Source organism: Parabacteroides acidifaciens (genome assembly GCF_003363715.1).
Classification (GTDB): Bacteria; Bacteroidota; Bacteroidia; order Bacteroidales; family Tannerellaceae; genus Parabacteroides; species Parabacteroides acidifaciens.
Genome location: NZ_QREV01000012.1, coordinates 1 through 26968, shown reverse-complemented (window position 1 = coordinate 26968; position 26968 = coordinate 1). Strand labels below are relative to the sequence as shown.

At 41.2% G+C, this 26968-nt stretch carries 22 protein-coding genes; 14 read left to right on the top strand and 8 right to left on the bottom strand.

Annotated elements, in window-relative coordinates; translation table 11 throughout:
• The first annotated feature begins 8 nt into the window (after nucleotides 1-8).
• Both DWU89_RS07145 and DWU89_RS07140 read left to right on the top strand, forming a co-directional pair.
• Nucleotides 9-1541, top strand: a complete 1533-nt coding sequence (locus DWU89_RS07145) for a TldD/PmbA family protein (protein WP_115498959.1) — start codon at nucleotides 9-11, stop codon at nucleotides 1539-1541.
• Nucleotides 1542-1573: 32 nt separating this feature from the next.
• The gene (locus tag DWU89_RS07140) at nucleotides 1574-2893 is read left to right on the top strand and encodes a TldD/PmbA family protein (protein WP_115498958.1); all 1320 of its coding nucleotides are present in this window, start codon (nucleotides 1574-1576) and stop codon (nucleotides 2891-2893) included.
• Between the two features lie 179 nt (nucleotides 2894-3072).
• Here DWU89_RS07140 and trhA read toward each other — a convergent pair whose 3' ends face one another.
• The 3 genes from trhA to DWU89_RS07125 are packed head-to-tail and all read right to left on the bottom strand — an operon-like array spanning nucleotide 3073 to nucleotide 6169.
• Complete coding sequence (gene trhA, locus DWU89_RS07135) at nucleotides 3073-3726, bottom strand: PAQR family membrane homeostasis protein TrhA (RefSeq protein ID WP_115498957.1); 654 nt, start codon at nucleotides 3724-3726, stop codon at nucleotides 3073-3075.
• A gap of 4 nt (nucleotides 3727-3730) precedes the next feature.
• Entirely contained in the window at nucleotides 3731-3937 is a 207-nt protein-coding gene (locus DWU89_RS07130; protein WP_115499024.1) for a heavy-metal-associated domain-containing protein, read from the bottom strand.
• Nucleotides 3938-3958: 21 nt separating this feature from the next.
• Nucleotides 3959-6169, bottom strand: a complete 2211-nt coding sequence (locus DWU89_RS07125; protein ID WP_115498956.1) for a heavy metal translocating P-type ATPase — start codon at nucleotides 6167-6169, stop codon at nucleotides 3959-3961.
• A gap of 189 nt (nucleotides 6170-6358) precedes the next feature.
• On the opposite strand from DWU89_RS07125, the gene DWU89_RS07120 reads away from it, so the two are divergent.
• The 11 genes from DWU89_RS07120 (at nucleotide 6359) to DWU89_RS07070 (ending at nucleotide 18516) form a co-directional block, all read left to right on the top strand.
• Entirely contained in the window at nucleotides 6359-6811 is a 453-nt protein-coding gene (locus DWU89_RS07120) for a YhcH/YjgK/YiaL family protein (protein ID WP_115498955.1), read from the top strand.
• 361 nt (nucleotides 6812-7172) lie between these two features.
• Nucleotides 7173-7535 carry a response regulator transcription factor gene (locus DWU89_RS07115; RefSeq protein ID WP_115498954.1) on the top strand — a complete coding sequence of 121 codons (363 nt, stop codon included), beginning with the start codon at nucleotides 7173-7175 and terminating at the stop codon, nucleotides 7533-7535.
• 5 nt (nucleotides 7536-7540) lie between these two features.
• The gene (locus DWU89_RS07110) at nucleotides 7541-8704 is read left to right on the top strand and encodes a sugar transferase (RefSeq protein WP_115498953.1); all 1164 of its coding nucleotides are present in this window, start codon (nucleotides 7541-7543) and stop codon (nucleotides 8702-8704) included.
• 18 nt (nucleotides 8705-8722) lie between these two features.
• Nucleotides 8723-9526 (top strand): TolC family protein, encoded by an 804-nt coding sequence (locus tag DWU89_RS07105; RefSeq protein WP_115498952.1) that lies wholly within the window; start codon nucleotides 8723-8725, stop codon nucleotides 9524-9526.
• Nucleotides 9526-11688 (top strand): GumC family protein, encoded by a 2163-nt coding sequence (locus DWU89_RS07100; protein ID WP_115498951.1) that lies wholly within the window; start codon nucleotides 9526-9528, stop codon nucleotides 11686-11688. Before DWU89_RS07105 ends, DWU89_RS07100 begins: the two co-directional genes overlap by 1 nt.
• Before the next feature lie 3 nt (nucleotides 11689-11691).
• A complete protein-coding gene (locus DWU89_RS07095) occupies nucleotides 11692-13140 on the top strand; it encodes an O-antigen ligase family protein (protein ID WP_115498950.1) in 1449 nt (482 codons plus the stop codon).
• A 9-nt stretch (nucleotides 13141-13149) separates the two neighbouring features.
• Complete coding sequence (locus DWU89_RS07090; RefSeq protein WP_115498949.1) at nucleotides 13150-14379, top strand: glycosyltransferase; 1230 nt, start codon at nucleotides 13150-13152, stop codon at nucleotides 14377-14379.
• A gap of 16 nt (nucleotides 14380-14395) precedes the next feature.
• A complete protein-coding gene (locus DWU89_RS07085; protein ID WP_115498948.1) occupies nucleotides 14396-15520 on the top strand; it encodes a glycosyltransferase family 4 protein in 1125 nt (374 codons plus the stop codon).
• Between the two features lie 7 nt (nucleotides 15521-15527).
• The gene (locus DWU89_RS07080) at nucleotides 15528-16727 is read left to right on the top strand and encodes a glycosyltransferase (RefSeq protein WP_115498947.1); all 1200 of its coding nucleotides are present in this window, start codon (nucleotides 15528-15530) and stop codon (nucleotides 16725-16727) included.
• Nucleotides 16724-17584: a glycosyltransferase family 2 protein gene (locus tag DWU89_RS07075; RefSeq protein ID WP_115498946.1), complete on the top strand. Its 861-nt coding sequence runs from the start codon at nucleotides 16724-16726 to the stop codon at nucleotides 17582-17584. Before DWU89_RS07080 ends, DWU89_RS07075 begins: the two co-directional genes overlap by 4 nt.
• Complete coding sequence (locus tag DWU89_RS07070; RefSeq protein ID WP_115498945.1) at nucleotides 17581-18516, top strand: phosphoribosyltransferase family protein; 936 nt, start codon at nucleotides 17581-17583, stop codon at nucleotides 18514-18516. Before DWU89_RS07075 ends, DWU89_RS07070 begins: the two co-directional genes overlap by 4 nt.
• 75 nt (nucleotides 18517-18591) lie before the next feature.
• Here the strand turns inward: DWU89_RS07070 and DWU89_RS07065 are convergent, their stop codons facing one another.
• From DWU89_RS07065 to DWU89_RS07045, 5 genes are read right to left on the bottom strand one after another with little or no spacing between them, the layout of a single operon-like run.
• Nucleotides 18592-19737, bottom strand: coding sequence for a polysaccharide pyruvyl transferase family protein (locus DWU89_RS07065; protein WP_147292099.1), 1146 nt, complete (start codon nucleotides 19735-19737; stop codon nucleotides 18592-18594).
• 9 nt (nucleotides 19738-19746) lie between these two features.
• The gene (locus tag DWU89_RS07060) at nucleotides 19747-21267 is read right to left on the bottom strand and encodes an oligosaccharide flippase family protein (RefSeq protein WP_115498943.1); all 1521 of its coding nucleotides are present in this window, start codon (nucleotides 21265-21267) and stop codon (nucleotides 19747-19749) included.
• Nucleotides 21264-23069, bottom strand: a complete 1806-nt coding sequence (locus tag DWU89_RS07055) for an asparagine synthetase B family protein (RefSeq protein WP_115498942.1) — start codon at nucleotides 23067-23069, stop codon at nucleotides 21264-21266. Before DWU89_RS07055 ends, DWU89_RS07060 begins: the two co-directional genes overlap by 4 nt.
• A gap of 16 nt (nucleotides 23070-23085) precedes the next feature.
• Entirely contained in the window at nucleotides 23086-24246 is a 1161-nt protein-coding gene (locus DWU89_RS07050; RefSeq protein ID WP_115498941.1) for a glycosyltransferase, read from the bottom strand.
• Nucleotides 24247-24257: 11 nt separating this feature from the next.
• Nucleotides 24258-25196 (bottom strand): UDP-glucuronic acid decarboxylase family protein, encoded by a 939-nt coding sequence (locus DWU89_RS07045; protein ID WP_115498940.1) that lies wholly within the window; start codon nucleotides 25194-25196, stop codon nucleotides 24258-24260.
• Between the two features lie 207 nt (nucleotides 25197-25403).
• Here DWU89_RS07045 and DWU89_RS07040 point away from each other — a divergent pair, with 207 nt between their 5' ends.
• Nucleotides 25404-26588 carry a glycosyltransferase family 2 protein gene (locus DWU89_RS07040; RefSeq protein ID WP_392391923.1) on the top strand — a complete coding sequence of 395 codons (1185 nt, stop codon included), beginning with the start codon at nucleotides 25404-25406 and terminating at the stop codon, nucleotides 26586-26588.
• Nucleotides 26589-26968 lie beyond the last annotated feature (380 nt).

Here is a 26968-nt window from a genome sequence, read left to right as displayed (position 1 = left end):
TCGAATATATGAAATACAACAGACGTGATTTTATTAAAACAGGAGGTATGGTTATGCTCGGATCATTAGCGGTTCCCTCTTTCTTGGGAAGTTGTGCCGGTAATGAAGCAGACAAGGCAACCGGTATCTCATTCGCTCAGAACCATTTTGGTGTAAGTGAAAGCGACATGAAAAAAGTGCTGGCAGCAGCACTCGAAAAAGGCGGTGATTATGCCGACTTGTTCTTTGAACATTCTTACCGGAATAACATCGGATTGCAGGACGGGGCGGTAAACCGCGCTTCTTCCAATATCGACTTCGGTATGGGTGTACGTGTATTGGCCGGCGATCAGACCGGTTATGCCTATGTAGAAAACGTAACGCTCGACGAGATGCTGAAAGCAGCCCGGACGGCTGCCCGCATCGCAACAGGTTCGGCCGGCAAAGCTCCGGTAAACCTGACAGAGGAACCGATCATTAATAATTATTATGGCATACAGACTCCTTGGGATGAGATTGCCGTAAACGCAAAGACTCCTTACCTGCAGAAGCTGAACGACCAGATTTTTGCACTCGACAAACGGGTACATAAAGTAATGGCTTCATTAGGTGACACGACTTCACATATCCTGTTCTGCAACTCTGAGGGACAGACGTACTATGATTACCGTCCGATGGTAACACTCAGTGCAGTCTGCATCATGGAAGACAATGGCAAAATAGAAAACTCGTATGCTTCCCGCGCTTTCCGTATGGGAGCCGAGTTCCTGACAGACGATATCATCAGCGAAGTGGCAAAAGAAGCGGTGGAAAAAACTTCTATCCTCTTCCAGGCAATCAAGCCTAAAGGGGGTGAAATGCCTGTCGTAATGGGTGCCGGCGGTTCCGGTATCCTGCTCCACGAAGCAATCGGCCATGCTTTCGAGGCTGACTTCAACCGCAAGAATACTTCTATCTTCTCCGACCAGCTGAACAAGAAGGTCTGCAACGAGCATATCAACGTAGTGGACGACGGGACGATCCCCTTCAACCGTGGTTCTGTCAATATCGACGACGAAGGTATTCCCGGCCAGAAGACATATATCGTCAAAGAAGGTATCCTGACCAGCTATATGCACGACCGTATCAGTGCCAAACATTACGGTATCCCGTCAACGGGTAACGGCCGCCGCGAATCATTCCGCCAGATGCCGATCCCGCGTATGCGTGCTACCTATATGGAAGCCGGCAATGTAACGGAAGAAGAGATGATCTCGACGGTAAAGAAAGGTATTTATGCTTCCAGCTTCACCAACGGACAGGTACAGATCGGTGCAGGCGACTTCACGTTCTTTGTGAAAGACGGTTACCTGATCGAGAACGGCAAGCTGACACAGCCGATCAAGGATATCAATATCATCGGTAACGGTCCGCGTGCGTTGGCCGATATAACGATGGTCGGAAACAATTATAAGATGGATAACGGCACCTGGACATGCGGTAAGGACGGACAGTCCTGCCCGGTTACCTGTGGTATGCCATCTGCTTTGGTTAGTAAACTCACAGTGGGAGGAGAAAGCTAATTTCATAATTCTTAATTCATAATTAGAATAGCATGATAACGAACGAAAATAAAAAACTGGCTCAATGGGCGATGGAGTTTGCCCTGAAAAACGGTTGCCAGGCCTCACGCGTGAGTATCTATAACGGCTCAAGCAGTTCTTTCGAAATACGCGACATGAAAATGGATCGTTTGCAGCAGGCATCGGAAAACAGTCTGGTGATCCACCTGTATGTGGACGGACGTTTCGGTTCTTTCTCCACAAACCGTCTGGATAAAAAGGAGCTGGAAGGTTTTATCCGCAATGGCATCGATTCGACCCGGTTCCTGGCGGAAGACAAAGCCCGTACATTGCCCGACGCTTCTCTCTATTATAAAGGTGGCAGTGCAGACCTGCAGCTGATGGATCCGAAATTCGATTCGATACAGCCGGACGACAAAGTGGCACTCGCCATGAATGTCTGCAACGAAATGATGGGCAAAGACAATCGCATCATCTCCGCCAACTCATCCTACAGCGACGAGAAAGACTTCAAATATATGGTTGCCAGCAATGGTTTTGAAGGAGAAGCCTCCGGTTCTTCTTTCAGCCTGGTAGCCAGCGTAAGCATCAAGGGCGAAGGCGATGCCCGTCCGGAATCGTACTGGTTCGATTCTTCCCTTTATTACGATGCATTGATAAAAGAGGGATTAGGAGTAAAAGCCCTGGAACGGGTCCTACGTAAATTGGGACAGAAAAAAGTGGCTTCCGGCAAGTATCAGATGGTGGTAGACAATATGAACTCCGCCCGCCTGATCTCTCCGGTAATCGACGCTTTATACGGTTCTTCCATTCAGCAGAAAAACTCTTTCCTTCTGGATAAGATCGATCAGAAAGTATTGGGCGACAAGTTAACGATTATCGATGAGCCGCACATGGTGGGTGCATCCGGTGCCCGCTACTTCGATGGCGAAGGTGTAGCGACTAAACGTATGCCGGTTTTTGAAAACGGTATCCTGAAAACATACTATATCGATACCTATTCTGCCAACAAAATGGACATGAAGCAGACAATAGCCTCTCCTTCCATTCTGACGATGCAGATGGGTAATAAAGATACGGAAGGTTTGATCGCTTCTGTCGATAAAGGGATCTTGGTAACCGGCTTTAATGGCGGTAACAGCAACAGCACGACCGGCGACTTCTCTTATGGCGTGGAAGGCTTCCTGATCGAAAAAGGGAAACTGACACAACCGATCTCTGAAATGAATGCGACCGGCAACATGATTTCCCTGTGGAGCAACCTTGCCGAAATCGGAAACGACCCGCGCACCTATTCCAGCTGGCGCGTTCCTTCGTTAATATTCGACGGGGTGGATTTCAGCGGACTATAATGAATGAAAACGAAGAGGATGTGTCAAAAGTCCTAATTATAGCGTCTGTGTCTTGGCGGGCTTGACCCGCCATCCCATCCTAATCCATTGTAAATCAATTTAGGATAAGATTGCGGGGCAAGCCCGCAATGACACGCTAAAGCGTTAGAACTTACTTTTGACACATCCTCCTTTCGTTTTTATACCAACAGATAAACCGATATAAAGTGACAGACGCTTCCCCCGAGCACAAAGAGATGCCAGGCCGGATGCATATATTTGTATTTATCCAAGAAAAAGCACAGACTGCCGGCTGTATAGAAAAGACCGCCGCCGATCAACCAATATAACACATCCATCGAATCCGTTTCATGAAGAACATGGAGCAAAGGCTTAAAGGCGATAACAACCACCCAGCCCATTGCCAGATAGCAGACTGTTTTCAAATGGTCTTTCTTCCTCATCCTGCGAAAACTGAGCCAGACGCCAACCACAGCGGCAATCCATACAACTGCAAAAAGCGTCCATCCCCAATACCCTTCCTGCCGGAGAGCAACCAGGGTAAACGGCGTATATGTTCCTGCAATATGCAAATAGATGGCACTATGATCGAACCGGCGCAACAGTCTTTTCTGCCGCGCATTCGTCGAAGCATGGTAGAAAGTTGAAGTCACGTATGAAAGCGTCATGCAAACAGAGTAAACGGCAAAACTACCGACCGCCCAGGGATTACCGCTACGGATAGCCGCTGTCATTAAAACAATGATTGCGGCTATGCCAAAGAGCATCCCGGCACCGTGTGTCAGCACATTGGCGACTTCCTCGCCGTGAGTTTGTCTTTGTCGGGCAACCATCCGGTTAAAGCTGTTCGGCTTTGAAACCAGCTTCTTTTACGGTTGCGATCACGGTTGCAGGCGCAATATTCGTTTTTACTTCCAAGACCTTATTCGGATCGGCCAAGTTGATCGACCAGTCGTCTGAAGACATTATCGTATTAAGCTTTGCACCTATTGCAGATACACATCCGCCACATTTGGCATTTGTCTTAAATTTCATTGTTGCCATAATCATGCTAATTTTAAATTGTTATTTCATGAATTTTAATCGTAAACTATTCAATACTACCGATACGGAACTGAATGCCATCGCCGCACTCGCCAACATCGGATTTAACAACAGTCCGTTAACCGGGAACAAGACACCTGCTGCCAACGGAATACCTATTACGTTATATATAAACGCCCAGAACAGGTTCTGATAGATCAGCCGGACTGTCTGCTTCGACAGGCGGATAGCCTCGGGAAGCAACAACAGATCGGACGTAATGAGCGTAACCATTGCCACATCCATGGCGATATCCGTCCCTTTCCCCATCGCTATGCTGACATCTGCACGGGCAAGCGCCTGCGAGTCGTTGATACCGTCGCCGACCATTGCCACTTTCTTTCCCTGCTGCTGGAGGGAAACGATGTATGCTTCCTTATCGTTGGGCATCACTTCTGCCTTATAATAGTCGATTCCCAATGTTGCGGCCACCCGCTCGGCTGTCCGTACACCGTCGCCAGTCAAAAGATGGACTTCTATCCCCTGCTTTTTCAGCTCCTTAACAGCGGCAGCTGATGTGGGCTTGATGCGATCCGAGATAGCCAGGACAGCCAACAGTGTGGCATCCTGCCCGTAAAAGACAACGCTTTGCCCCTCTTCCTGCCACTTTTCGATCTGCTTCCGTACCTTTTCGGGAACATTTGCCTGGAATATTTCTAACAATCCCTGGCTACCGACCCAATACGTGACACCTTCCACCTGGATGCGAACGCCACGGCCTGTCAGACTTTCGAAGTTATCCGTGTCGCAAACCTTCGCCCCGGAATCATCCAACCAGCGGATGATGGCGAAAGCCAAAGGGTGTTCGGATTTCTGTTCCGCCGTATATAAGATATCCAGATAACGGGTGTTATCCTCTGAAATCCAGTAAGAATCCGTAACAACAGGAATGCCTTCCGTCAATGTCCCGGTCTTATCCATCACAACCGTATCGATCTTACATAAATTCTCCAGTGCAAAAGCATCCTTTATCAGGATATGACGTTCCGCCCCTTTTCCCATTCCGACCATCAAGGCTGTCGGAGTAGCTAACCCCAAAGCACACGGGCAGGCGATCACCAAGACCGAAACAGCCGATAGCAGTGCATACGAGAAGTATCCCTCGCCGCCGATCACCAGCCAACAGACAAATGTGATCAGCGATAACAAGACAACGACAGGTACAAATATACCGCTTATTTTATCAACAATACGCTGGACCGGCGCTTTACTCCCCTGCGCAGCCTGTACCATCTGTACGATCTGAGCCAGGACAGTTGTGTTGCCAACGCCTGTCGCTTCCATTGTAAAAGCGCCTTTTTGGTTGATGGTTCCCGCCAGGACACGGTCGCCTGCCACTTTCTCCACCGGGATCGGTTCACCACTCAACATACTTTCATCCACGGATGAATTTCCCTGCAACAGAGTCCCGTCCACCGGGATCTTTTCCCCGGGACGTACACTCACGACATTTCCCACCTGAAGCGTAGAGATCGGTACTTCTTCCTCTTTTCCATCCGTAACCAGCCGGGCAGTCTTAGGCTGCAACCCCATCAACCCTTTTATAGCCGAAGAAGTACTGTTCTTGGCCCGCTCTTCCATCAATTTCCCCAACAATACAAAGGCTATGATCACTCCGGATGCTTCATAATAGACATGAGGCTCCAAACCTTTATCCAGCCAAAAACCGGGACACAATGTATTGAAAAGACTGAACAGGAAAGCGATCGAAGTACTGAGCGCCACCAATGTATCCATATTGGCCTTTCCCTTTAACGCATGCCGCACTCCGCTCACATAGAACGAACGGCCGAAAAAGACCATGATAGCCAATGCCAACGCCATCATAATCCAGTTTCCGAACGGCATATGCATGAATACCATCCCTAACAGGGCTAAAGGAATGGATAACACCCATGCCCCTATCGTATTCCGTTTCAAGACCCTGTAATGCTCGCGAGCCATCTCTTCCTGCATGGCCACGGGGTCTTCCGCCTCGACGATCAAATCATATCCGGCAGCCTGTACGGCAGCTTGCATGGCTTGCAAAGTAATAACAGTAGGATGGTAGGTAACCGTCAACGTATTAGCTGCAAAATTCACAGCCGCCTTCTCTACGCCTGGTAAAGCCTGTACCGTGCTCTCCACATTACCTGCACAAACAGCACAACTCATTTCAAGGACAGGCAATATTTTAGTTTCTATTTCTCTCATATCGCGTTTAGATGTCAAAATTGTTTCCAATAGTATAACAAAGATACGGTTTATTCGGTTATCCCGGAATTAAAAAAAGATTCTGTGAATTTAATAGAATTATTTGCAGAAAGGGGCTATTATTTAACATTCGAATATGCGACCTTTGTCCAATAATCAAACGAATGAACGAATTAAAATTTAAGACGTATGATACTTGATTCATTGAACAACACAGAAAAAATCGAATGCCTGCATCCTCTATTCAAAAAAGCATTCGATTATGTAAAATCCACCGACTTCTCTAAAATGGAAGATGGGAAATATGAACTGGATGGTTCCCGTTTATATGTAAGCATCGCCAGTATCTTCGGCAAAGAGAAACAAGATGCCGCTATCGAAACGCATAAAAAATACATTGACATCCAGATGCCTTTGTTAGGCGTTGAAAAAATCGGTTGGAAACCCGGATGCGAGTTACAGGAAGAATCAGCTCCCTACAATGAACAGAAAGACATTACATTTTATGTCGACCGTCCGACTGCCTACACAAAAATCTACCCGGGACAGTTTGCCATCTATTTCCCGGAAGACGGCCATGCACCCGGTATCGGCCAGGGGAACATCCGTAAAGTAATCGTGAAGGTACAAGTAGAAGAATAAAAACATATATGCTTCGTTTTTAAGACGCCCCTGTTTTGAAAACGAAGCATATATGTTTTGTGTCGAAAACAGAGTCACCAAGCCTAACACCAGACTGAAAAAACCATAAATTCCTCCAAAACAGTACAGAATACACATTTTCCGTAAATTTACGGCTTAATATTCTTTGATTTTCAAAAGTTTTATCTAATTTTGCAAAGACTTGTTCGCGTAGACACTATTATTCCAATGAAATTATAAACGACTAACCCTATCCTAAAAACTTTTAGGTTAGGGATTTTTATTTATGAATATCTGTGTCCAGACATGAAAAGTCAGTCAATTTATAACAGAGTTGCAGGGAAATGTTAAATAGCCAAAGATGAAGTCGATTCTAATTGTTGATGATAAACCGGAGATAGCAAAGATCATTATGATCTACTTATCCAGTTCGTATCAGGTAGTGTACATGGAGAATCCGGTAAAGGCCATATCGTGGATGAACGAAGGTAATATCCCGGACGGTATTATATCTGATCTGAACATGCCGGAAATGAGTGGTGAAGAATTTGTCTGTTATTTGAAAGGGAATGACCTTTTCAATCATATTCCTATTCTGGTCCTATCAAGCGAGGAAGGCAGTGCGACAAGAATACGTTTATTAGAACACGGAGCTGAAGATTTCATCGTAAAACCATTCAATCCTGAAGAATTAAGAATAAGGGTAAAAAGAATTGTAAAATAATAGATATGGAATATATCTTTTTAGGAAATCACTCTTCATTACCGCAACGGTTGGAGAGAGCCTTAAATCAAAGTGTATTGGAATGCCTGACATTGACAAATTTTTGTCAGGTAATGGAGCATCTTAACTCTTCCAGTATTTGTGTATTCTTGGAAAAGAATGATGTTCATGCAGATCAGGATACAATTCGGAAATTACGCCAACTTTATTCAAATGCATATATTATTTTGTTTGGCCGTTCATTGAGCAAAGAAGACAAAATTGCATATATAAAGGCCGGAGTCAACTGTGTCATAACGGAAGAGATTACCAAAGAAGACTTACTCCGTTTACTTGCCATAGCCGAAGATTTCTCAAATAAAAAAGCCATAAACGAAAAACCAAATGAAGTTATTGGCGGATTATCATTTTTCCGCCTCCCCCTTTGGAAACGGGCTTTCGATATTGTTGCATCATTAGGAGCGATAATATGCCTGTCTCCTGTTTTCATCCTAACCGCTATTGCGATAGAACTGGAAAGCAAGGGGTCGGTCGTTTACAAATCAAAGCGTGTCGGCAGTAATTACAAAATATTCGATTTTTATAAATTCCGCTCCATGTATCCTGATGCAGATAAAAGGCTGGCTGAATACAGGACGCAAAACCAATATGTCATGGAAGCCGAAGAGTTAAGCTCTTCGGCTCCTGCAGCACTGCAGGTAGCTACGGTAAATGGCCAAATGCCAAGTGCTGTTTTATTTTCTGATAACTTTAGTACAAATGAGCAAGATTATCTGAAAAATAAATCGACAGAACGGGCCAATACTTTCTTTAAAATGGAAAACGATCCGCGCATTACCCGCGTAGGTCAATTTATCCGCAAATACAGTATTGACGAACTCCCGCAACTATTCAACATACTAAAAGGCGATATGTCTGTTGTTGGTAACCGTCCTCTCCCCATCTACGAAGCGGAGCAACTTACTTCTGACAGTTACATAGAACGTTTTATGGCCCCTTCAGGGTTAACCGGCCTTTGGCAGGTGGAAAAGCGGGGAAGCTCCGGCAAATTGTCACCTGAAGAGCGCAAACAACTGGATATTAAATATGCCCGTACATTTTCTTTCGCGCTGGATATGAAAATCATCTTACGCACTTTTACTGCTTTTATCCAGGAGGAGAATGTTTAAACCCGAAGGAGGAACACCATGAAAACAACATTTATATTATTATTGATATTCAGTTCCATACATTGCATAGCACAAAAAAAGAAAAGCTATACAGACAATGCTACTGTCGTGGAAGTCAGTGCCAATTCCGAATCTGATTCCATACAGGCAATGTTGGATGATTACGAGCGCATTCAATTACCCCCTCTATCTGTATTCCTTCAATCCGTCTACGAGCATCCATCTGTAAAGATCTATGAAGCAAGGCGGGACGAGGCAAATGCGGAACGGGAAATCACGCATCGCGAATGGCTCAATTATTTGAGATTGCAAGGAACATATCAATACGGACGAAATAACCTCTATTCGACTTCTATCACAGAGGGAACCCCTGTAGACCCTATAATCAGTAACGTAGGAAACAATCAGAATTTATATAATGTTGGGGTGTCTGTCAGTATCCCAATAGGGGATTTGACAAGTAGGAAACAAAAAAACAGAGTAAAGAAAGCACAATATATTCAGCTGCAATCTGAATATGAGATGTCGGTAGAAGAACGGAAATTAATGATTTTACAAGCCTACAACAATGTACTCCAGCAATTAGCGACGTTAAAAGCAAAATCTGATGCAGCCGCTTTATACAATGCCCAAATGAAAATATCAGAACAAGATTTCATTAATGGGAAAATCGACATTACATCACTTTCCCTTGAAAGAGGCCGCCGTTCAAGTGCTGTAATCACCTATCAGGAAGGCCGTGCCGCTCTACATAATGCCGTTACATTGCTCGAGATGCTTACAAACGTAAAGATTATCAACAGAAGCAACCAGGAAGAATAATGAATATAACATTATATATAATACGTTTTCTTTACCGGATTCGATATCAACTGATATTTGGCTCTGTCATCGTTACGGGGTTAGTCATTTATTTTTCCCGCTTTATACCTAAAACATATACCGTAAAAACGACAATCTATACAGGTATTGTCACAGATACAGGCTTAAATAGCGATCAACAGCCGACTAACTGGAAATCGGTAGAGAATATGTTCGATAATTTGGTTAAACTAACCAAAGAAAAAGGTGTGCAAAAGAATATCGCGATTAAGTTACTGGCTATAAATCTTGTTCATGGAAATCTCGATGAAGACAATCTTTACATAAGGGCAAAAAACTATAAGGATCTGATAAAAACAATTCCGGCAGACTTATTACAGTTGGTCGACAGGAGCTCTGAAGAAAAAACAATTGAGAACTTCATGAAATACATGAAAAATGATCCGGAAAATTACTTGTATGGATTACTAAATAACGATGGTCCATTTTATAGTTATAAGACACTATCCACTCTTGTAGCCAAAAGGCTGGACAACAGTGACCTGATAGAGATATCTTATCAAACGACAGATCCGGGTATCACATTAAGCACAGTCAAACTAATATACGACGAGTTGCGCTCTGCCTATGAGGATATACGATATAAAACAACAAACGACATTGTGGCTTATTATGAAAAAGAGCTAAAAAAGCAACAAATAAAATTATCTGGTCTGGAAGACAAATTGGTTAATTACAATGTAGAAAACAGCGTGATTAACTATCCAGAACAAACAAAAGCCATCGCTAATTCATTTTCTGATTTTGAAGACCGCTACGAAGCAACCCGAAGAGCTTACGAAAGTGCGGACAAAATCATTCTGGAGATGGAACAATATATGAATACCCGAACAAAGTTGGTGAAAGCCAATGAAGAATTCATTCAAGCTTTGAATGAAATTTCTTCCATCAATGGAAAAATAACTGAAATCGAGACGTTCAACTCGGAAGAGATGCAAGCTAAAGATACTGAACTTCAAGAATACAAGACGCAACTAAAAAATGCCGAACAAAAGATCTCTTCTTTGACAACGATGATAAATAGTTACAAAGAAAGTAAAGAAGGCGTTGCTGTTGACGGGCTTGTTGACGAATGGCTTAAGCAAACCATTGCGAAAACAAAAGCTAAAGCCGAGTTGGATGTTTTAGAACAAAGAAAAAAGGTTTACAATGAACAATATAAGATTTATTCTCCTATTGGAACACAATTAGATCGGCAACAACGCGAAATTAAAATATTAGAACAATCCTATTTACAGATGTTGCACGCGCTTAATATGGCTAAAATGAAGCAAAAAGATATACAACTTACTTCTGCCACGTTAAGAATGATTTCCGAACCGACGTTTCCTATTATGAGTGACAAAAGTAAGCGTATGTTGTTGGTAATAGGTGCTTTTATGGGTAGCTTGTTGCTTATTATCGGCTTTAACCTGTTGATAGAATTACTGGATCGTACACTACGGGATGCAGACCGTGCCAAACGGCTTACCGGACTGCCGGTTCTGGCTGCATTTACCGGACACATAAATCTGAAATACCGAGGGTTTACAAAAGCATCAAACAGGGTTGTTGCGGCCTATTGCTGTAATCAATTAAATGTATTTTTACGATTAGGCCAGACTGCAATCATTAATCTGATCAGTTTTGGAGAACAAGAGGGAAAAAGCTTTATCGCTTCTTACTTGCAGGAATACTGGGAAGACCTGGGATTCAATGTCAAAATCATAACCTATGGTAAAGACTATAATTCCCAATCGATGGTGTATGCTCAGGCCCAGAGTATTTTTAATATTTACGAACCGCCATACGGACAAGATAGTCCGGATATCCTTATAGTCGAATATCCCCCATTAAGAGAATATACCATCTCTACAGACTTATTGCAGGAAGCGCAAGTCAATCTGTTAGTGGCAGATGCTTGCCGGGTCTGGGCTACCAGCGATACCCAACTTCTGGACCATTTTAGAAAACAGATAAAAGAAAAACCTCTTTATTTACTGTTGAACCGTACAGAACGTGAATTTGTAGAAGATTTCACCGGCCAGCTTCCTCCCTACTCCGGATTGAAGAATCTGATATTCCGACTAAATCAATTTGGTATTACAGCTAATAAAGCCTGATTAATGGATAACACAAAAAACAACACAATGCTTTTCAGTCCCTATTTCTTTCTGGTGATAGGACTTACGCTGTTAGTTTACACCTTGCTTCGGGAAGCATGGTTAATGGCTGCTGCTGTTGTTATTATACCATTTTTAGCGCTTTACATATTTACGGTACTGAACAAACCCTACTTAGGCTTTATCACATTGTTCACAATGAATTATTTTTTCATCGGGGTACTACGTTATATAAATATCCAAAATAGTAGTGTCATCATGGATATTTTCATTTTTTTCCTTTTAACTTGCATCTTTCTTTATTCATTGTGCGGAGGTAAAATACCCTGGCATAGAGCCAATAATAAATTATTATATATTTCACTTATTTGGATGACGTATGTATTTCTGGAACTGTTTAATCCTTCAGGAATGGTGGAAGCTTGGATATTCACTCGTACTCATTTCTATAATTTCACATTGTTGGTTGTATTAACTTCATTGCTATTAAACAGAGTTCAGGATATAAAAAACATTCTTTTATTACTATCCATATTTACCCTGATAGCCATAGGTAAAGTTCTTATACAACGTTACATCGGTTTCGATGCCGGAGAAAAAATCTGGTTAATACAAAGCGGCAGTTACAAAACCCATCTTCTGGCAAGCGGAACACGCTATTTCTCAATTTTTTCAGATGCCGGAAATTTCGGTTCAAATATGGGAATGGCTTCTGTCATTTATATGATTCTATCTTTTTATACTCCCAGAAAAGGACTCCGCTATTATTACAGATTCGTATCATTATTTGCCATTTACGCATTGATGTTATCCGGTACACGTGGCGCTATGATTGTTCCCCTTGGAGGATTAGGTATGTTTATCATTCTGAATAAGAATATTCGCTACATTGTCACAGGTGGTATATGCTTAATTTTTATATACGTCTTTTTCGCCCATACTTATATCTTAAATTCAAACCAACAGATACGCCGTATGCGTACAGCATTCCATCCGGAAAAAGACGCTTCCTACCTTGTGAGAAAAGCAAACCAGCAACGACTGGCTGAATACATGGTTCACAAGCCGTTCGGTGAAGGCGTCGGTCTGGCTGGCGGAGAAAACAGGCGTTTTTCTGTACGTTTTACGACTCAAATTCCAACAGACTCTCATTTTGTCAGTATTTGGGTACAATACGGAGTTGTTGGACTATGCCTGCATATAGCCATTCTACTTTTTGTTATTATATACAGTGCCTACCTGATTATGTTCCGCATCCGAAATAGAGAATTGAAAGGCATGTTGATAGCCATGAATTGCGGCCTGTGGGGTATTATGCTCAGTGCATACGGCAATAACTTTTTCTGGCAATACCCAACAGGATATCTCGTGTACATATTTCAGACTTTTCTTGTTTTAGGAGAGTCGTATGACAAGGAATTAACAAAACAAACAAAATTAGAACCAATATAAAAACAGAATATGGATTTTGAATATGAAATAAACAAATGGTGGCTCTCCTACGGAGATAAACTGATAGAATATGCAGATGCAATTATATTTCTTCTGTTTCTAATAGCAGTATTGTATATTTTCATTTTCTCGTTGGCTTCATTGAAGAAAATAAAAAATAAATATCCTCCTGCCAGGAAAAAGCATCGCTTCGTCGTCCTTTTCCCCGCTTATCAAGAAGATGCGGTTATCATTAATTCTGTCTGTTCATTTATGGAACAGGATTATCCGTCTTATATGTATGAACTGATCGTTATAGCCGATAAGATGCAGGAAAGGACGATGCAAACACTAAAAGCACTACCATCTATTACAGTATTAGAAGTACAATACGCTCAAAGCACAAAGACAAATGCACTTCGCCTTGCCATGGATTACCTGAGTACAAAAGAAGAAAAGTGCGATATGGTTGTAATCATGGATGCAGATAATATAGTAAACTCCTCTTTCCTGAATAAATTGAATGATGCCTATTACTCCGGGTGCCTGGCCATCCAGACACACCGGGTGGCAAAAAACAGGAATACAAATACAGCTGTTTTGGATGCAGTCAGTGAAGAAATCAATAATTCTATTTTCCGTTCGGGACATACCCGCCTGGGATTCTCTTCGGCATTGATAGGCTCCGGCATGGCGTTCGATTATGACTGGCTTAGGCAATATATTTATAAAGCAGCTCATGTCGGGGTGGACAAGCAACTGGAAGCGATGTTGCTTTCGCAAAATATATATATTGAATTTTTGGAAGATGTATATACTTACGATGAAAAAATTCAAAAGAAGGGGCAGTTTTATGAGCAGCGGCGCAGATGGATTGCGACACAATTTACAAATTTGTTCTCCGGCCTGTGGAAACTACCCAGAGCTTTCTTCTCGGGTAATTGGGATTATTGCGATAAACTTTTGCAATGGATGATGCCTCCGCGAGTTATTCTATTGGGCTTTCTGATAATATTTTCATTTATAACAACCTGGTACGATTGGGCTTTATCCCTTAAATGGTGGGGAATCACGTTTGTTCTAATTTTTTCTTTTTTCATGGCAATCCCGGATTATCTTGTGGACAAAAGATTTCGGAAAGCTATCTTCAGCTTACCGATACTATTCCTGTTGATGTTTTTCAACCTTTTCCGGTTGAGAGGAGCTAACAAAGAATTTATTCATACGGCACATAGTGATCATTCATCCGATACAAATTAAAATAAAACCCGACAAAATGAAAATCGCCATAGAAGCACAACGTATTTTCCGCCCGAATAAGCATGGAATGGATTTTGTAGTTCTTGAAACCGTACGCGAATTGCAGAGGATAGATAAAGAAAATGAATATTTCATCTTTGTAAGCCCAGGACCGGACCATTGCCTGAGAGAAACGGATAATGTACATATCATCGAGGTACAATGCCCAACCTATCCACTTTGGGAGCAATGGGCATTGCCACGTGCAGTAAACAAAATCAAGCCTGATTTGCTTCATTGCACAAGTAATACAGCGCCTTTACGTACCCAAGTACCTTTGGTTCTGACTCTCCATGACATTATTTTCCTGGAAAACAGGCAGAATAGTAGCAAATCGTTGTATCAAAATATGGGATGGCATTATAGACGCTTGGTTGTACCGCGCATTTTGCCTAAGTGTCGGAAAATCATCACCGTCTCCCATTTCGAATGTAACCGGATACGGGAAACGCTTCATTTGCCGGAAAATAAGATCATGGCTATCTATAATGGTTTTAGCAATCATTTTCATCCGTTGGATAATATAAAATCAGTCACGCAAAAATATATCTCAACAACCGGTTATCTGTTTTTCCTGGGGAATACGGATCCGAAGAAAAATACACCTCGTACGTTAAAAGCCTATCATTTGTACCTGCAACACTCCCAAGAGAAACGTCCTCTGTTGATCGCAGACCTAAAACCGGAATATGTAGATGATATTTTGAAAGAGACAGGCTTGGAAGATATTCGTCCTTATCTCCATCTGCCGGGTTACATTCCGAATACAGATTTACCCTTCCTTTATAATGGAGCTTTTGCTTTCCTTTACACCTCTTTACGGGAAAGCTTCGGTATTCCTTTATTGGAAGCCATGGCTTGTGGAACCCCGGTTATAACATCCAATACATCATCCATGCCGGAAGTCGGGGGTGAAGGCGCTATCCTGACAGACCCGACAGACGAGCAATCAATAGCGAATCAACTCCTTTTATTGGAACGAGATAAGGAGTTTTATCAAAAACAATCAGCTTACGGACTCGCACGTTCCAAACATTTTTCATGGGAGCATACAGCCCATGAACTATTAAAATTATATCAATCGATTATCAAATCTAAATAAAGACATCATGGAAAACCGCGACTTCATCATTACCAGTTTACAGCCTTGGGATATCGAGATAGGCAGTACGATCAAAAATACAGCATTAGAGATATCGAAAAAGAATCGGGTTTTGTATCTCAATACCCCGATGGATTATTCCACCCGATTCCGAGGTAACAAAAATAAAGCTTGGATTCGCAGGATGGATGTGATAAAAAAACTGGTCTCTCCTATTCGTCAACTTAACGAAAATATGTGGATTGCGGATTGTCCGTTTTGCATATTGCCGGTCGGGAAATTACCGACAAGTTTTTTATTTGATTGGGTGAATAAACTAAATAACCGAAAGATTGCAAACCATATCCGCCAAATTGCAACGCAGTTAGGTTTCAACAATTATATCCATCTAATAGATACGGATATCTTTCGCAGTCAGTATTTAAAGGAGTATCTAAAACCGTCTCTCTCTATTTATTACTGCAGAGATTTTGTTATAGGCGAGTCCTATTGGAAAAAGAACGGAACAAGGCTTGAACCGCTATTGGCAGCCAAGTCCGATATCGTATTGGCAAACTCTACACATTTTGCCGAGCGTTTCCGGAAATATAATCGTCATACTTATCCCATCGAAACCGGAGTCAATCTGTCTCTGTACGACGGTAGAAAGAGCTGGCCTGTACCAGAAGATATGAAACCGGTTCCACACCCTGTAATCGGCTATGTGGGAACTGTTAACAGTACCCGCCTGGATAGCGATTTACTGCTGCGAATTGCAAAAAAACGTCCTACATACAGCTTTGTTTTTACAGGTCCGGAAGACGAAGTATTCAGCAAACATCCGATACACCAGCTTTCCAATGTCTATTTTTTAGGAAAAAAACCGGTCGAAACATTACCTGCCTATATTAGCAGTTACGATGTCTGTATCAATCCGCAAATGGTCAACGATATTACAAATGGGAATTATCCTTTAAAAATAGACGAATACCTGGCAATGGGGAAACCAACAGTAGCTACCAGTACTCATACCATGCAGGACATTTTTGCGGCGCATACATATCTTCCGGCAAATGAAGACGAATATCTCCAAGCCTTAGATAATGCGTTGGAAGAAATAAATAATCCCATGCGGAAAGAAGAACGCATCTGTTTTGCAGAAACACATAGTTGGGGACATAGTGTCCGAAAAATTTATACTATCATTGATAAATATTATAAGAAATGAAGTGGTACAACAAATATTTGTCACTATACGGGAAACCTTTTAATAATATTCCTATAAATATTATCAAGGAAATACGTGCAAATATAAAAGCAAAACAGAGCGATCATCCTTTAGTTTCTATCGTGATAATTGCACACAATGAAGAATATCATTTAGCTGCAAATATCTGGTCACTAAGTGAAACTATATCAAAATATCCAATAGAGTTTATTGGTATTGACAATAATTCTTCAGACAGAACTGCCGAAATTTTTGAAACATTGGGAGTTCCCTTTTTTCAGGAAAAGAGACAAGGTCATGGCTATGCACGTAACTGTGGTCTCGATCATGCTAAAGGAGATTATTACATTTGCATCGATTCTGACACTTTATACCCTCCACATTATGTGGAACATCTTGTAAAACATTTAGCAAAACCCGGAATCTCCGGAGTATACTCCCTTTGGAGCTATATACCTGATGAGACACATTCTGCCATAGGGCTTTTCTTTTATGAATTATGCCGCGACATATACTTATACATCAATTCCATTAATCGTCCGGAATTAAGTGTAAGAGGAATGGTTTTTGCATTTAAAACAGAATATGGGAAAAAGATTCGTTTCCGTACAAATATTAAACGTGGAGAAGATGGCATGATGGCCAATGGCTTGAAAGATTACGGAAAGATAAAATACATATATGATAGGAATGCACGTCCCGTAACAGGCTATCGCACTATCGGCAATTCGCTGTTCCACAGTTTCCGAGAAAGAGCTCTTAAAGCATTCAAACGCATTCCTTTATTATTTACAAAACAAAAAGAATATAAAGATATCGATTCTAACATAATAAACAAAAACACTAAAAACGTATGAACTATAGAACCATATCAGACTTGAATCAAGTCATATTAAAACGTTTATATATCATCCCCAGAGATATAGATCTGATTGTTGGTATTCCCCGCAGTGGTATGTTTCCTGCAAATCTTTTAGCTCTATATCTGAACAGACCTGTCACAGACCTTGGTTCGTTTATCAACGGACATATCTATAAAGCCGGAGAAAGAGGCCAGTTTTTCGATAGCCGGCAGTATAAAAAAATATTGATTGTAGATGATAGCATTTCATCCGGTTCGGCTATGCAAAAATGTAAAGAGCAAGTCAAACATTTGGAAAACGATTTTAATATTCAATATTGTGTTGTGTATGCGATTCCAGGCACTGAAAATATGGTAGATTACGCTCTGGATATAGTTCCTCTCCCCCGGTATTTCCAATGGAATATTTTAAATCATACTGTCTTGGAAAAAGCCTGTATGGACATAGACGGCGTTTTATGCGTGGACCCCACGCCCGAACAGAATGATGACGGAGAGCGATATAGAAATTTTGTATTGCATGCTCAACCACTGTTTATCCCGGGCTCCAAAATTGGAACGCTGGTAACTTCCCGCCTGGAAAAATATAGAAAAGAAACAGAAACTTGGTTAGAAAATAATAATGTTAAATACAATAAACTGGTTATGTTAGATTTGCCCAATAAAGAAGCCCGGCAAAAAGCAAATTGCCATGCCGCCTATAAAGCAAGCGAATATAAACTTAATCAGTATAAATTATTTATAGAAAGCTCCTTATCACAAGCACTTGAAATCAATAAAATAACAGGAAAGCCAGTTCTATGTACAGAAAACTTTGAGATGATATTCAATTCGCAATCTATACTGTACAATATAAAAAACGGTCAGTCTTTACCTTTTATTCGAAAGGTTCTATTAAGGCTAAGAAATTCAATTAAGAAAATATGATTATTCAATAATAACATGTTAATCCGTTTTTTACAACAAGTTGATTTAAATTTGATGCCAGTTCAAAAGCAAGCTTTACTCCATTTTACAAAGAGCTCCTTGCAAAAATTGAATTGATTTATTGATTTCTTTTTCACGGAGGGCATTTACCCTACTATAATCGATATCGCAATTTACAACATCAGGCTTCAAGTCATCTACAGAATGTATTAAGCGATCTTCAAGCTCCAATAATTTCAGCAAAGAAGTAAATCGAGCCATTCCGCGAGTTTTATTTCCAATGCAAATGAAAGGCTTTTCAAAAACGATAGAAAAAGCCATTCCATGAAAAGAATCTGTAACTACAAACCCTGCATTCATAAATCCCTCTATCCATTCCGAGATAGGGGGAACAATGCAATCTTTTATTCCGGAAGAACCAACATTCCAATATTTATTTTTAGCCATTACTTTATGAACCGGCAAGTTTTTAAGTTCGGATATTTCTTGTATGATTCTATCTTTATTTATATTGCTATCTAAAATATAAACCATCAAATGTTTTTCTTTGCCGGCTGGGATCAAATCACAGACCTTCATATAGTCTGTTTTATCCAATAAAAGAGTAGGATCTAATAGCCAACTTGCATTGATACCCCAATAAGTCCGGCATAGAGTAACAGCAGAATCCTCCCGAACTGAAACAGCATCAAATTTTCGTATTAGTTCACCTAAGGCTTGAGTTTGCTTTTTTGTAAAAACCCAATAATCACGACCCAATGAAGCTGCATACGATATTTTTTTTATATCTTCCTCCCGCTTTAAGAAATCTAAAAAGTAGGTCGAGACGGATGTAGAATAACCAGGACGCCAAACTTGATCGCTCCCCACTATAAGAGCTTTAACCTTTTCTTTTTTCACTAAGTTTAAAAGCTGTTTTTCGCAAGTGCATTCTACAACTTGTAAGTATTTATGGATAAATGGAGCAATATGTTGAGCAATATTTTTTCTTTCTCTATCAGTGGGCCATGCTCGCAATGGCACAGACTTAAAAAGTAAAAACCTTTTAACCAAACGTTTGGCAAACTCTTTTACTTTTTCGACTTTAGATACTTTCGCAACCGGCAAATTAATTAATATCACTTCGTGTCCCATACGCGTCATTACCTCTTGTAAAGCATAAGCCTGTAAGATTCCACCATAATTCGTATGTAGAGGCAAAGTCAGTATAGCTATTTTCATAATAAGCAATTATATATTTTTTTTTTGCATTTTCTGAATAGGTTTCATAAATAAATCTCTTTCATACTGATTCATTCCTTTAAACCAGAATAGAAATATATATACAACCGAAAATACGAATACGATCAAAACAAACATCCCCCAAGAATCTAACTGTACATAATATAGTAATAGACAGCCAAGCAAACTCAAGACAATCGGAATAACAGACATTTTCCCTATCTCTTTCCAAAAAGCAATCATATCAAGACCGACTCTCTTGTGATAATAGATATTCATAATTATAATCTGGCCAATAACCAAGGCAAAAGCCGTACCCAATGCACAACCGATGCCTCCATACAATTTAGCTAATGGAACCGATATGCCCAAGCTACATATTGACACTACTAAATATAAAATTGAACGGAATTTCATCTTGTTTTTAGCCTGCAAAACTGTAATTCCTATATTTTGTATCAAAGGTATAAGCAATGGTATAAAAAGCAATAATGCGATATAATAGGATTGAGCATAATCCGGACCAGCCCAAAAACGGATAAAAACGCGACCAAAAACAATGAATCCAGATAATATAAAGGCTAATATTATATATTGAATCCGACCAATCCGAATAAATAATTCGGAGATTTTATCATTTCCTTCATTATTTGTAACCATCGCAGTTACTCTTGGAAGAAACAAACCGGATATAGCAGTAGAAAATCCTTTATAGATATTGACCAGCTGTAAGGCTACTGCATAAACAGCAATTACACTAACGCCTGTAAACATTCCCAAAATAAATTGGCCCGAATCCCAGTAGATCCTATCTATAATTGCATTTAGAAAAATCCAGAATGAATAAATAGATATTTCCTTCAAAAATGGCCAATCAAAGCTTGATTTTCTCAGTCTGATCTTGATCTTTAGTTTATAAAAACAGAACCAGGCATTCATCAATAATGTTAACACATTAAATATTGTCACAACTACAACCATACCGATGGCCCGATAGCCTATCAGCAACATGATAATCATTACAACAGGATTCAATATGATACGAACTAAATTCACCAATTTCTGAAACACGAAATTTTCATATGCAGTAATAATAGAACCGAATATACTCATAGGAAATGTAAATGCTAAATTGCATATCATCAACATCAACATGATACGAACTTTATCCATCTCTTCGACAGACATTGTCACCTTAAAAAGCGTATTGACATGCCCGATTATAATAAAACCTATGCAGAATGTAATAAAACCAATAAATGAATATAGCAACAAGAAGATTCCAAACATCTCATATTGCTTTTCTTTATTATTTTCCGCCCGCATTTTTGCCGTATATCGAACAATTGCATTACCAAATCCAAGATCAAAAACAGTTAGATATGCAACAACAGAAACTACTAACGAATATAAACCATATTCGGTCTGCCCCATCATCCTTAACATAAAAGGAGTATAAAGTAACCCGATTATATTATTTAATCCGATTATTAAATAACTGAGGAATGCGCCTACCTTTATCTGATTCATTCCGTTATCTTGCTATATGTTTTTCCCTCTCTCACAAACCTCTCCCACCAAACAGACAATGCCAGTAAATTGAAATACTGTATGGCCCTGTTCTGTTTGTACCAAAACCAATTGCCGGCTTCATGCGATTCTTTATCGTACTCTGCTATAAACTTTTCCACGTAGTCCCTGTTCAGAAAGTCGGAAACAACAGACGAGCTAAGGATATAGTCGGCAATGCGCGCACGTTGTTTGTCATTCTGGAAAAAGATGGGCATGGGGGCAAATCCTCCCTGCTTTTTCTTTGCGGTGATTGCATCCGGGAGCATCGGTTTATAGTGGTATTTCAACAAATACTTGGCCGTTGTTTCTCCTTTTGCTATTCGGAACGGGCTATCTCCCTTACATTTATAGCAAACAGGAAGCCGCATCAGAAACCTATATAAATCCAGGTCCATATAAGGAAAAACAAGATGATTGTCAAACATATCAGCTATCTTAGAGGCCTTAAACAGAATAACCTGATTAATGATCTTCTCTAAATCACTCTTATATGCATGTTGCGTATACAGATGCTCGAAACTTCGCATATCGGGATGCAACAACGGAGAATGGCGGAAAGAAGAAGGATCTTTCAGCAACTTCTTCTGCTGAAACGCCGGAAAGCCAAACAGATCCCCATCCAAAATATGCAATACCTTATCCAGATGAAAACGCAGCCGATAAAAGCTTGTATCCTTATCGAAGGCAGGCCGGCTCAATATCGTATATAAAAGATTCATTACAGGCTTCATGCCATAGCGGGATATCAGATAATGCAAGGCTACCTCGCGTCCGGATGTCCCAAAATATTGATCGCTGCCATCGCCTCCGAGTATCACATCCGGCTTATCATTTCCTATCAGACGCATAACAGCATAATTTACCATCAATCCGCCTTCCACAAAAGGATCACCCAATTGTTCGACCAAGCCGGGCAGGGCCTCTATCTCACTTCCGTCTATCTCATATTCGGTATGAATAGTCCGGAATGTTTCAGACATACATCGCGCTAAAGGCAACTCCGTCCAGTTATCCCCCCTAAATCCTATTGAGTAAGAACGAATATCTCCATTATACAAAGAGCGCAAAGCAGCCAGATTACACCCGGAATCATAGCCTCCACTTAGAAGAATACCTACATTCGTACTTTTCCCGATACGTTTCCTTATCGCACCGGCATGTAAGGCTGCATATTCGTCGGCATACTCATCCAACGTTTTTTCTTTCAATGGAACCGGGGTTATAGTATCAGTTGGGAACAAATAATCGGACTCGATCCGCCCATCCTTATACATTAGAACTTCGCCGGCGCCTAATTTTTGCACTCCCGAAAAGGCCGAAGAAGGTGTTGCGATATAGCCGATAGATAAGAAGGAACTCAATGCCTGGTAATTTGGAGTCGCATCAAATCCGTTTGTCAATTTCAGCAGAGCAAGGGAAGAGGCAAAATATGTATTCGTATAATACACCTGATCGGAAAGGCCATGCCGGTCCCGAACGACCAACACAGAATCCGGTGTTCTCAGGATACAGGTAAAAGCGCCATCCAAACCAGCAAATCCCTGGATTCCTTTTTGAGTATATACAGAAAAAAGCGTTTCTGCATCATCAATCAGACCATATCCTAATTCTTCCTTATTATATAGTTCCCCAAAAAAACAAAGCTGTGTATTATTCCGCTGGTAACACCGGCAAGTTCCTTTATGAACAATGCCTCCCTCCTGCTTAGCTTGTGGTATTTCCGGGAGTTCACCTTTTCTATTCCAACATCCGACAAACATATCTATTTCTTTCTTATTATTTCACCCCATGTTCCGTATGGATAAACTTCTTGTTAGCTCCCCTCAGGCGGAAAAGATTCAGAAACATGCTGAAAAAAGTTTCCGGCAATTTCACAACGGCTATGAACAATTGTCTTGTATATAAACGTTTAGGGACGGCCAAGAGTAAAGAGACGATCAGTATACAGAATAATATCCACCACTTCAAAGAGATAGGCCAGGATATACAAGTTATAACCAATGCTATAATAAACGTCTCACCCAACAGAAGCAACCGCGGAATACTCATTTGCTGGAACATCTTATCACAAAAATCCCAATTCTTATCTAATATGGCTTGCGGCATATCGCCGATAAACTCTTTCAGATAATGGATCTGCGCCGACAGCCAACGTCTCCTTTGGCGGGCAAAATCCCGGCGGTTTTGTATCTTTTCATCCAGGACATACGCATCCGGTAAATAATCGATACGCTTGCCCGCCTTAAACAAAGTGAGTTCCAAAGCACGGTCAAAGCCTCCAATTGCATGGATGCCAGCCAACTCCTTTTTTATCAATTCGAAATCGAAGGCCATGCCGGAACCGATCAGAGCGGCCGACAAACCCATATTCACATGTCCTTGCCGGAAAATGCTATTATTGATTTCTTCGCTTGCAGCATCCAAATAGGCCAGACTCGTATTCTTATTTTTAGCTGTCCGGTGCGTCTGATAACCAACGATATTATCGGTAAAGGGGGCGGCATTAATCTGGTTGAGATAGTCAGGACCTATTGTATTATCGGCATCCAGAATCAGTGCGATGTCGTAATCAGCCAAATGGCTCATCGCTAAATTCAACGCTTTCGCCTTCGTGCTGTTCTCGAAACGGACAATCTCCAGGATAACAGGCATTGCAGCCAATCGTCCGTTCGTCTCTGCTCCCATCTGATCGGAGATAACAACGATATCGTACCGGTCACGCGGATAGTCCTGCTGCAAACAAGATTCTACGCATTCCATAATCACCAAGTCTTCCTTATAAGCCGGTATCAATATGGCTATGCGACGAAAAGCAGCGGAGTCCTTCCCTCTTTTCTTGTTCTTATGCATAGAAGCTATACTAAAAACGAACAAATAAAGTATATTAATGGAGAAGCTCAAAAACAGGACGATCTCCAAGACCTTTAGCGCTATCATATCCTCAATTTTTACAAACTCTGAAAATACCGGATTGTTCTCTTAAGCCCTTCTTCAAGAGGGACGGAAGGATACCAGCCACCGAGCTTCTCCCGGGCAAGCGTGATGTCCGGTTTCCGCTGTTTCGGATCATCGGAGGGCAACGGGCGGAATACGATTTCAGAACGGGAGCCGGTAAGACGAATGATATGTTCAGCCAATTCCACCATCGTAAATTCACCAGGATTACCGAGGTTAACCGGACCTGTAAAACTGTCTTCCGTCGCCATCATGCGGACCATTCCTTCGACCAGGTCATCCACATACTGAAAACTGCGGGTCTGGCGTCCATCGCCGTAAACTGTAATATTTTCATTCCGAAGGGCTTGAATAATAAAGTTTGAGACAACCCGTCCGTCGTGGACCGTCATATTGGGACCATACGTATTAAATATGCGGATAATTTTGATTTTGAGTTTATTCTGCCGGTGGTAGTCCATGAAGAGTGTTTCCGCAGCCCGCTTCCCTTCATCGTAACAACTGCGGATACCGATTGTGTTCACATTCCCCCAATAAGATTCCGGCTGGGGATGAATGAACGGGTCTCCATAGACTTCACTTGTCGAAGCTTGCAGAATCCGGGCATCATGGGCCTGTGCCAGTTCCAGCATATTAATGGCTCCTAAGATAGAAGTTTTAATCGTTTTAATGGGATCATACTGGTAATGGATCGGCGAAGCCGGACATGCCAGATTGTAAATTTCATCAATAGCCGATGTTGTTTTATATGGAATGGTCACATCATGTTCTACCGACTGAAAGTTCGGATACACAAGCAATTCGCGCATAAGACTTTCAGAACCCGTAAAATAATTATCCAAACAGATTACCCGATTTCCTTCCCCTAATAACCGTTTACACAGATGAGAACCGATAAACCCCGCTCCACCGGTCACCAAAATAGACTTCATGTTTTTTTACCCTTAGATTCGTTGATTAATATTATTCTTTTTAACAGTTGACAAATGTAATGATTTGTTTTGGACAAAATCATGAAAGTCTTGATTATTATGCATTATTTGAAATAATAATATTGTTTCCATGCTGAAGGATGAAAAAATAATTATATTTGCGTCGCTTGGCATAATATTAAGTTACGCAAAAACAATATGGAACAAATGCACACTCTCTTTATTATCCTCTTTTGGTTAGGATTGGCTGTTGTCTTTTACACATATATAGGGTATGGAATCCTGTTATATCTATTGGTACGCATCAAAGAGTTGTTCAAAAAAAGAGAGGCTTTGCACCTGCCCGAACCGCTTCCGGAAGTTACTCTTTTCATAGCTGCTTATAATGAAGAAGATATTATAGCGACAAAAATGGAAAACTGCCGGAACCTATCCTATCCTGACGGCAAACTACGGATTGTATGGGTAACAGACGGATCAAACGACCACACAAATGAGCGATTAGCAGCATATGAAGACGTCACAGTCCTGTTTAATCCGGAAAGGAAAGGCAAAACAGCAGCCTTAAACCGGGGTATGCAGTACATTTCTACTCCTTACGTCATTTTCACCGATGCCAATACAATGCTGAATACGGATGCCATAAAAGAGATTGTCCGTTGTTTCAGCGATCCCAAAGTAGGCTGTGTAGCCGGTGAAAAAAGAGTCGACACACAATCAGCCCGGGGAGCTACTGCCGGTGAAGGAATTTACTGGAAATACGAATCGGCCTTAAAAAACCTGGATGACCGCCTTTATTCGGCTGTCGGTGCTGCCGGAGAATTATTTGCCATACAGACCGGGCTGTTCGAGCAGATGCCTTCGGACACTTTGCTCGACGATTTTATCCTTTCACTCCGTATTGCCGCCAAAGGATATAAAATTGCCTACTGTAAAGAAGCCTATGCCACAGAAACGGCTTCACTGAATATGAAAGAAGAAGAAAAAAGGAAAATACGAATAGCTGCGGGCGGCCTGCAATCTGTCTGGCGGCTTAAAGGACTGCTCAATATTTTCCGTTACGGTACGCTCAGCTTCCAATATGTCAGCCATCGCGTGTTGCGCTGGACACTGACTCCGCTAATGCTTTTTCTTTTATTGCCCGTAAACGCGGTATTAGCCATTTCCGGAAATCCCTTTTATGCCGGATTACTGTTCCTGCAGCTACTTTTTTATATCGCTGCCTATGCCGGCTACCGGATGGAACAACGAAACCTGCGGAACAAACTGTTGTTCGTCCCTTACTATTTCCTCTTTATGAATATAAATGTAATCAGGGGATTCTTTTATCTGATCCGGAATAAGGGAAACGGGGCATGGAGCAAGGCAAAGAGAAGTCCGTCTTCCTTATAGCTCTTCAAGAACTACGATAATACTCTCCCTCTTAACTTTCAATTTTCAACTCTTAACTTTCAACTGTCCCGGGGGGGCTTATTGTATAAAACGCATTTTTCAAGCCCGAAAGACTTCCAATATCAAACAAATGTTAATCCGCTTTTTTGACCTCAAAAAGGGACTTTTTCGCCTTTTTCGAGCGTTTTCAACATTTACGACCGTCCTCTTTGCCATTACGACCGTGCTAATGTGTAGTGCACTCGGCACCTCGCGAAGATTAGGACGGTCGTAATGGAGATTAGAACGGTCACAATTGGAAAAAGGACCGTTTTCATGGCAAAAAAGCCCCTGAATTTCCTTGCGATATTTGGGACGCCGTCCGTTTTATTTTCAAATAT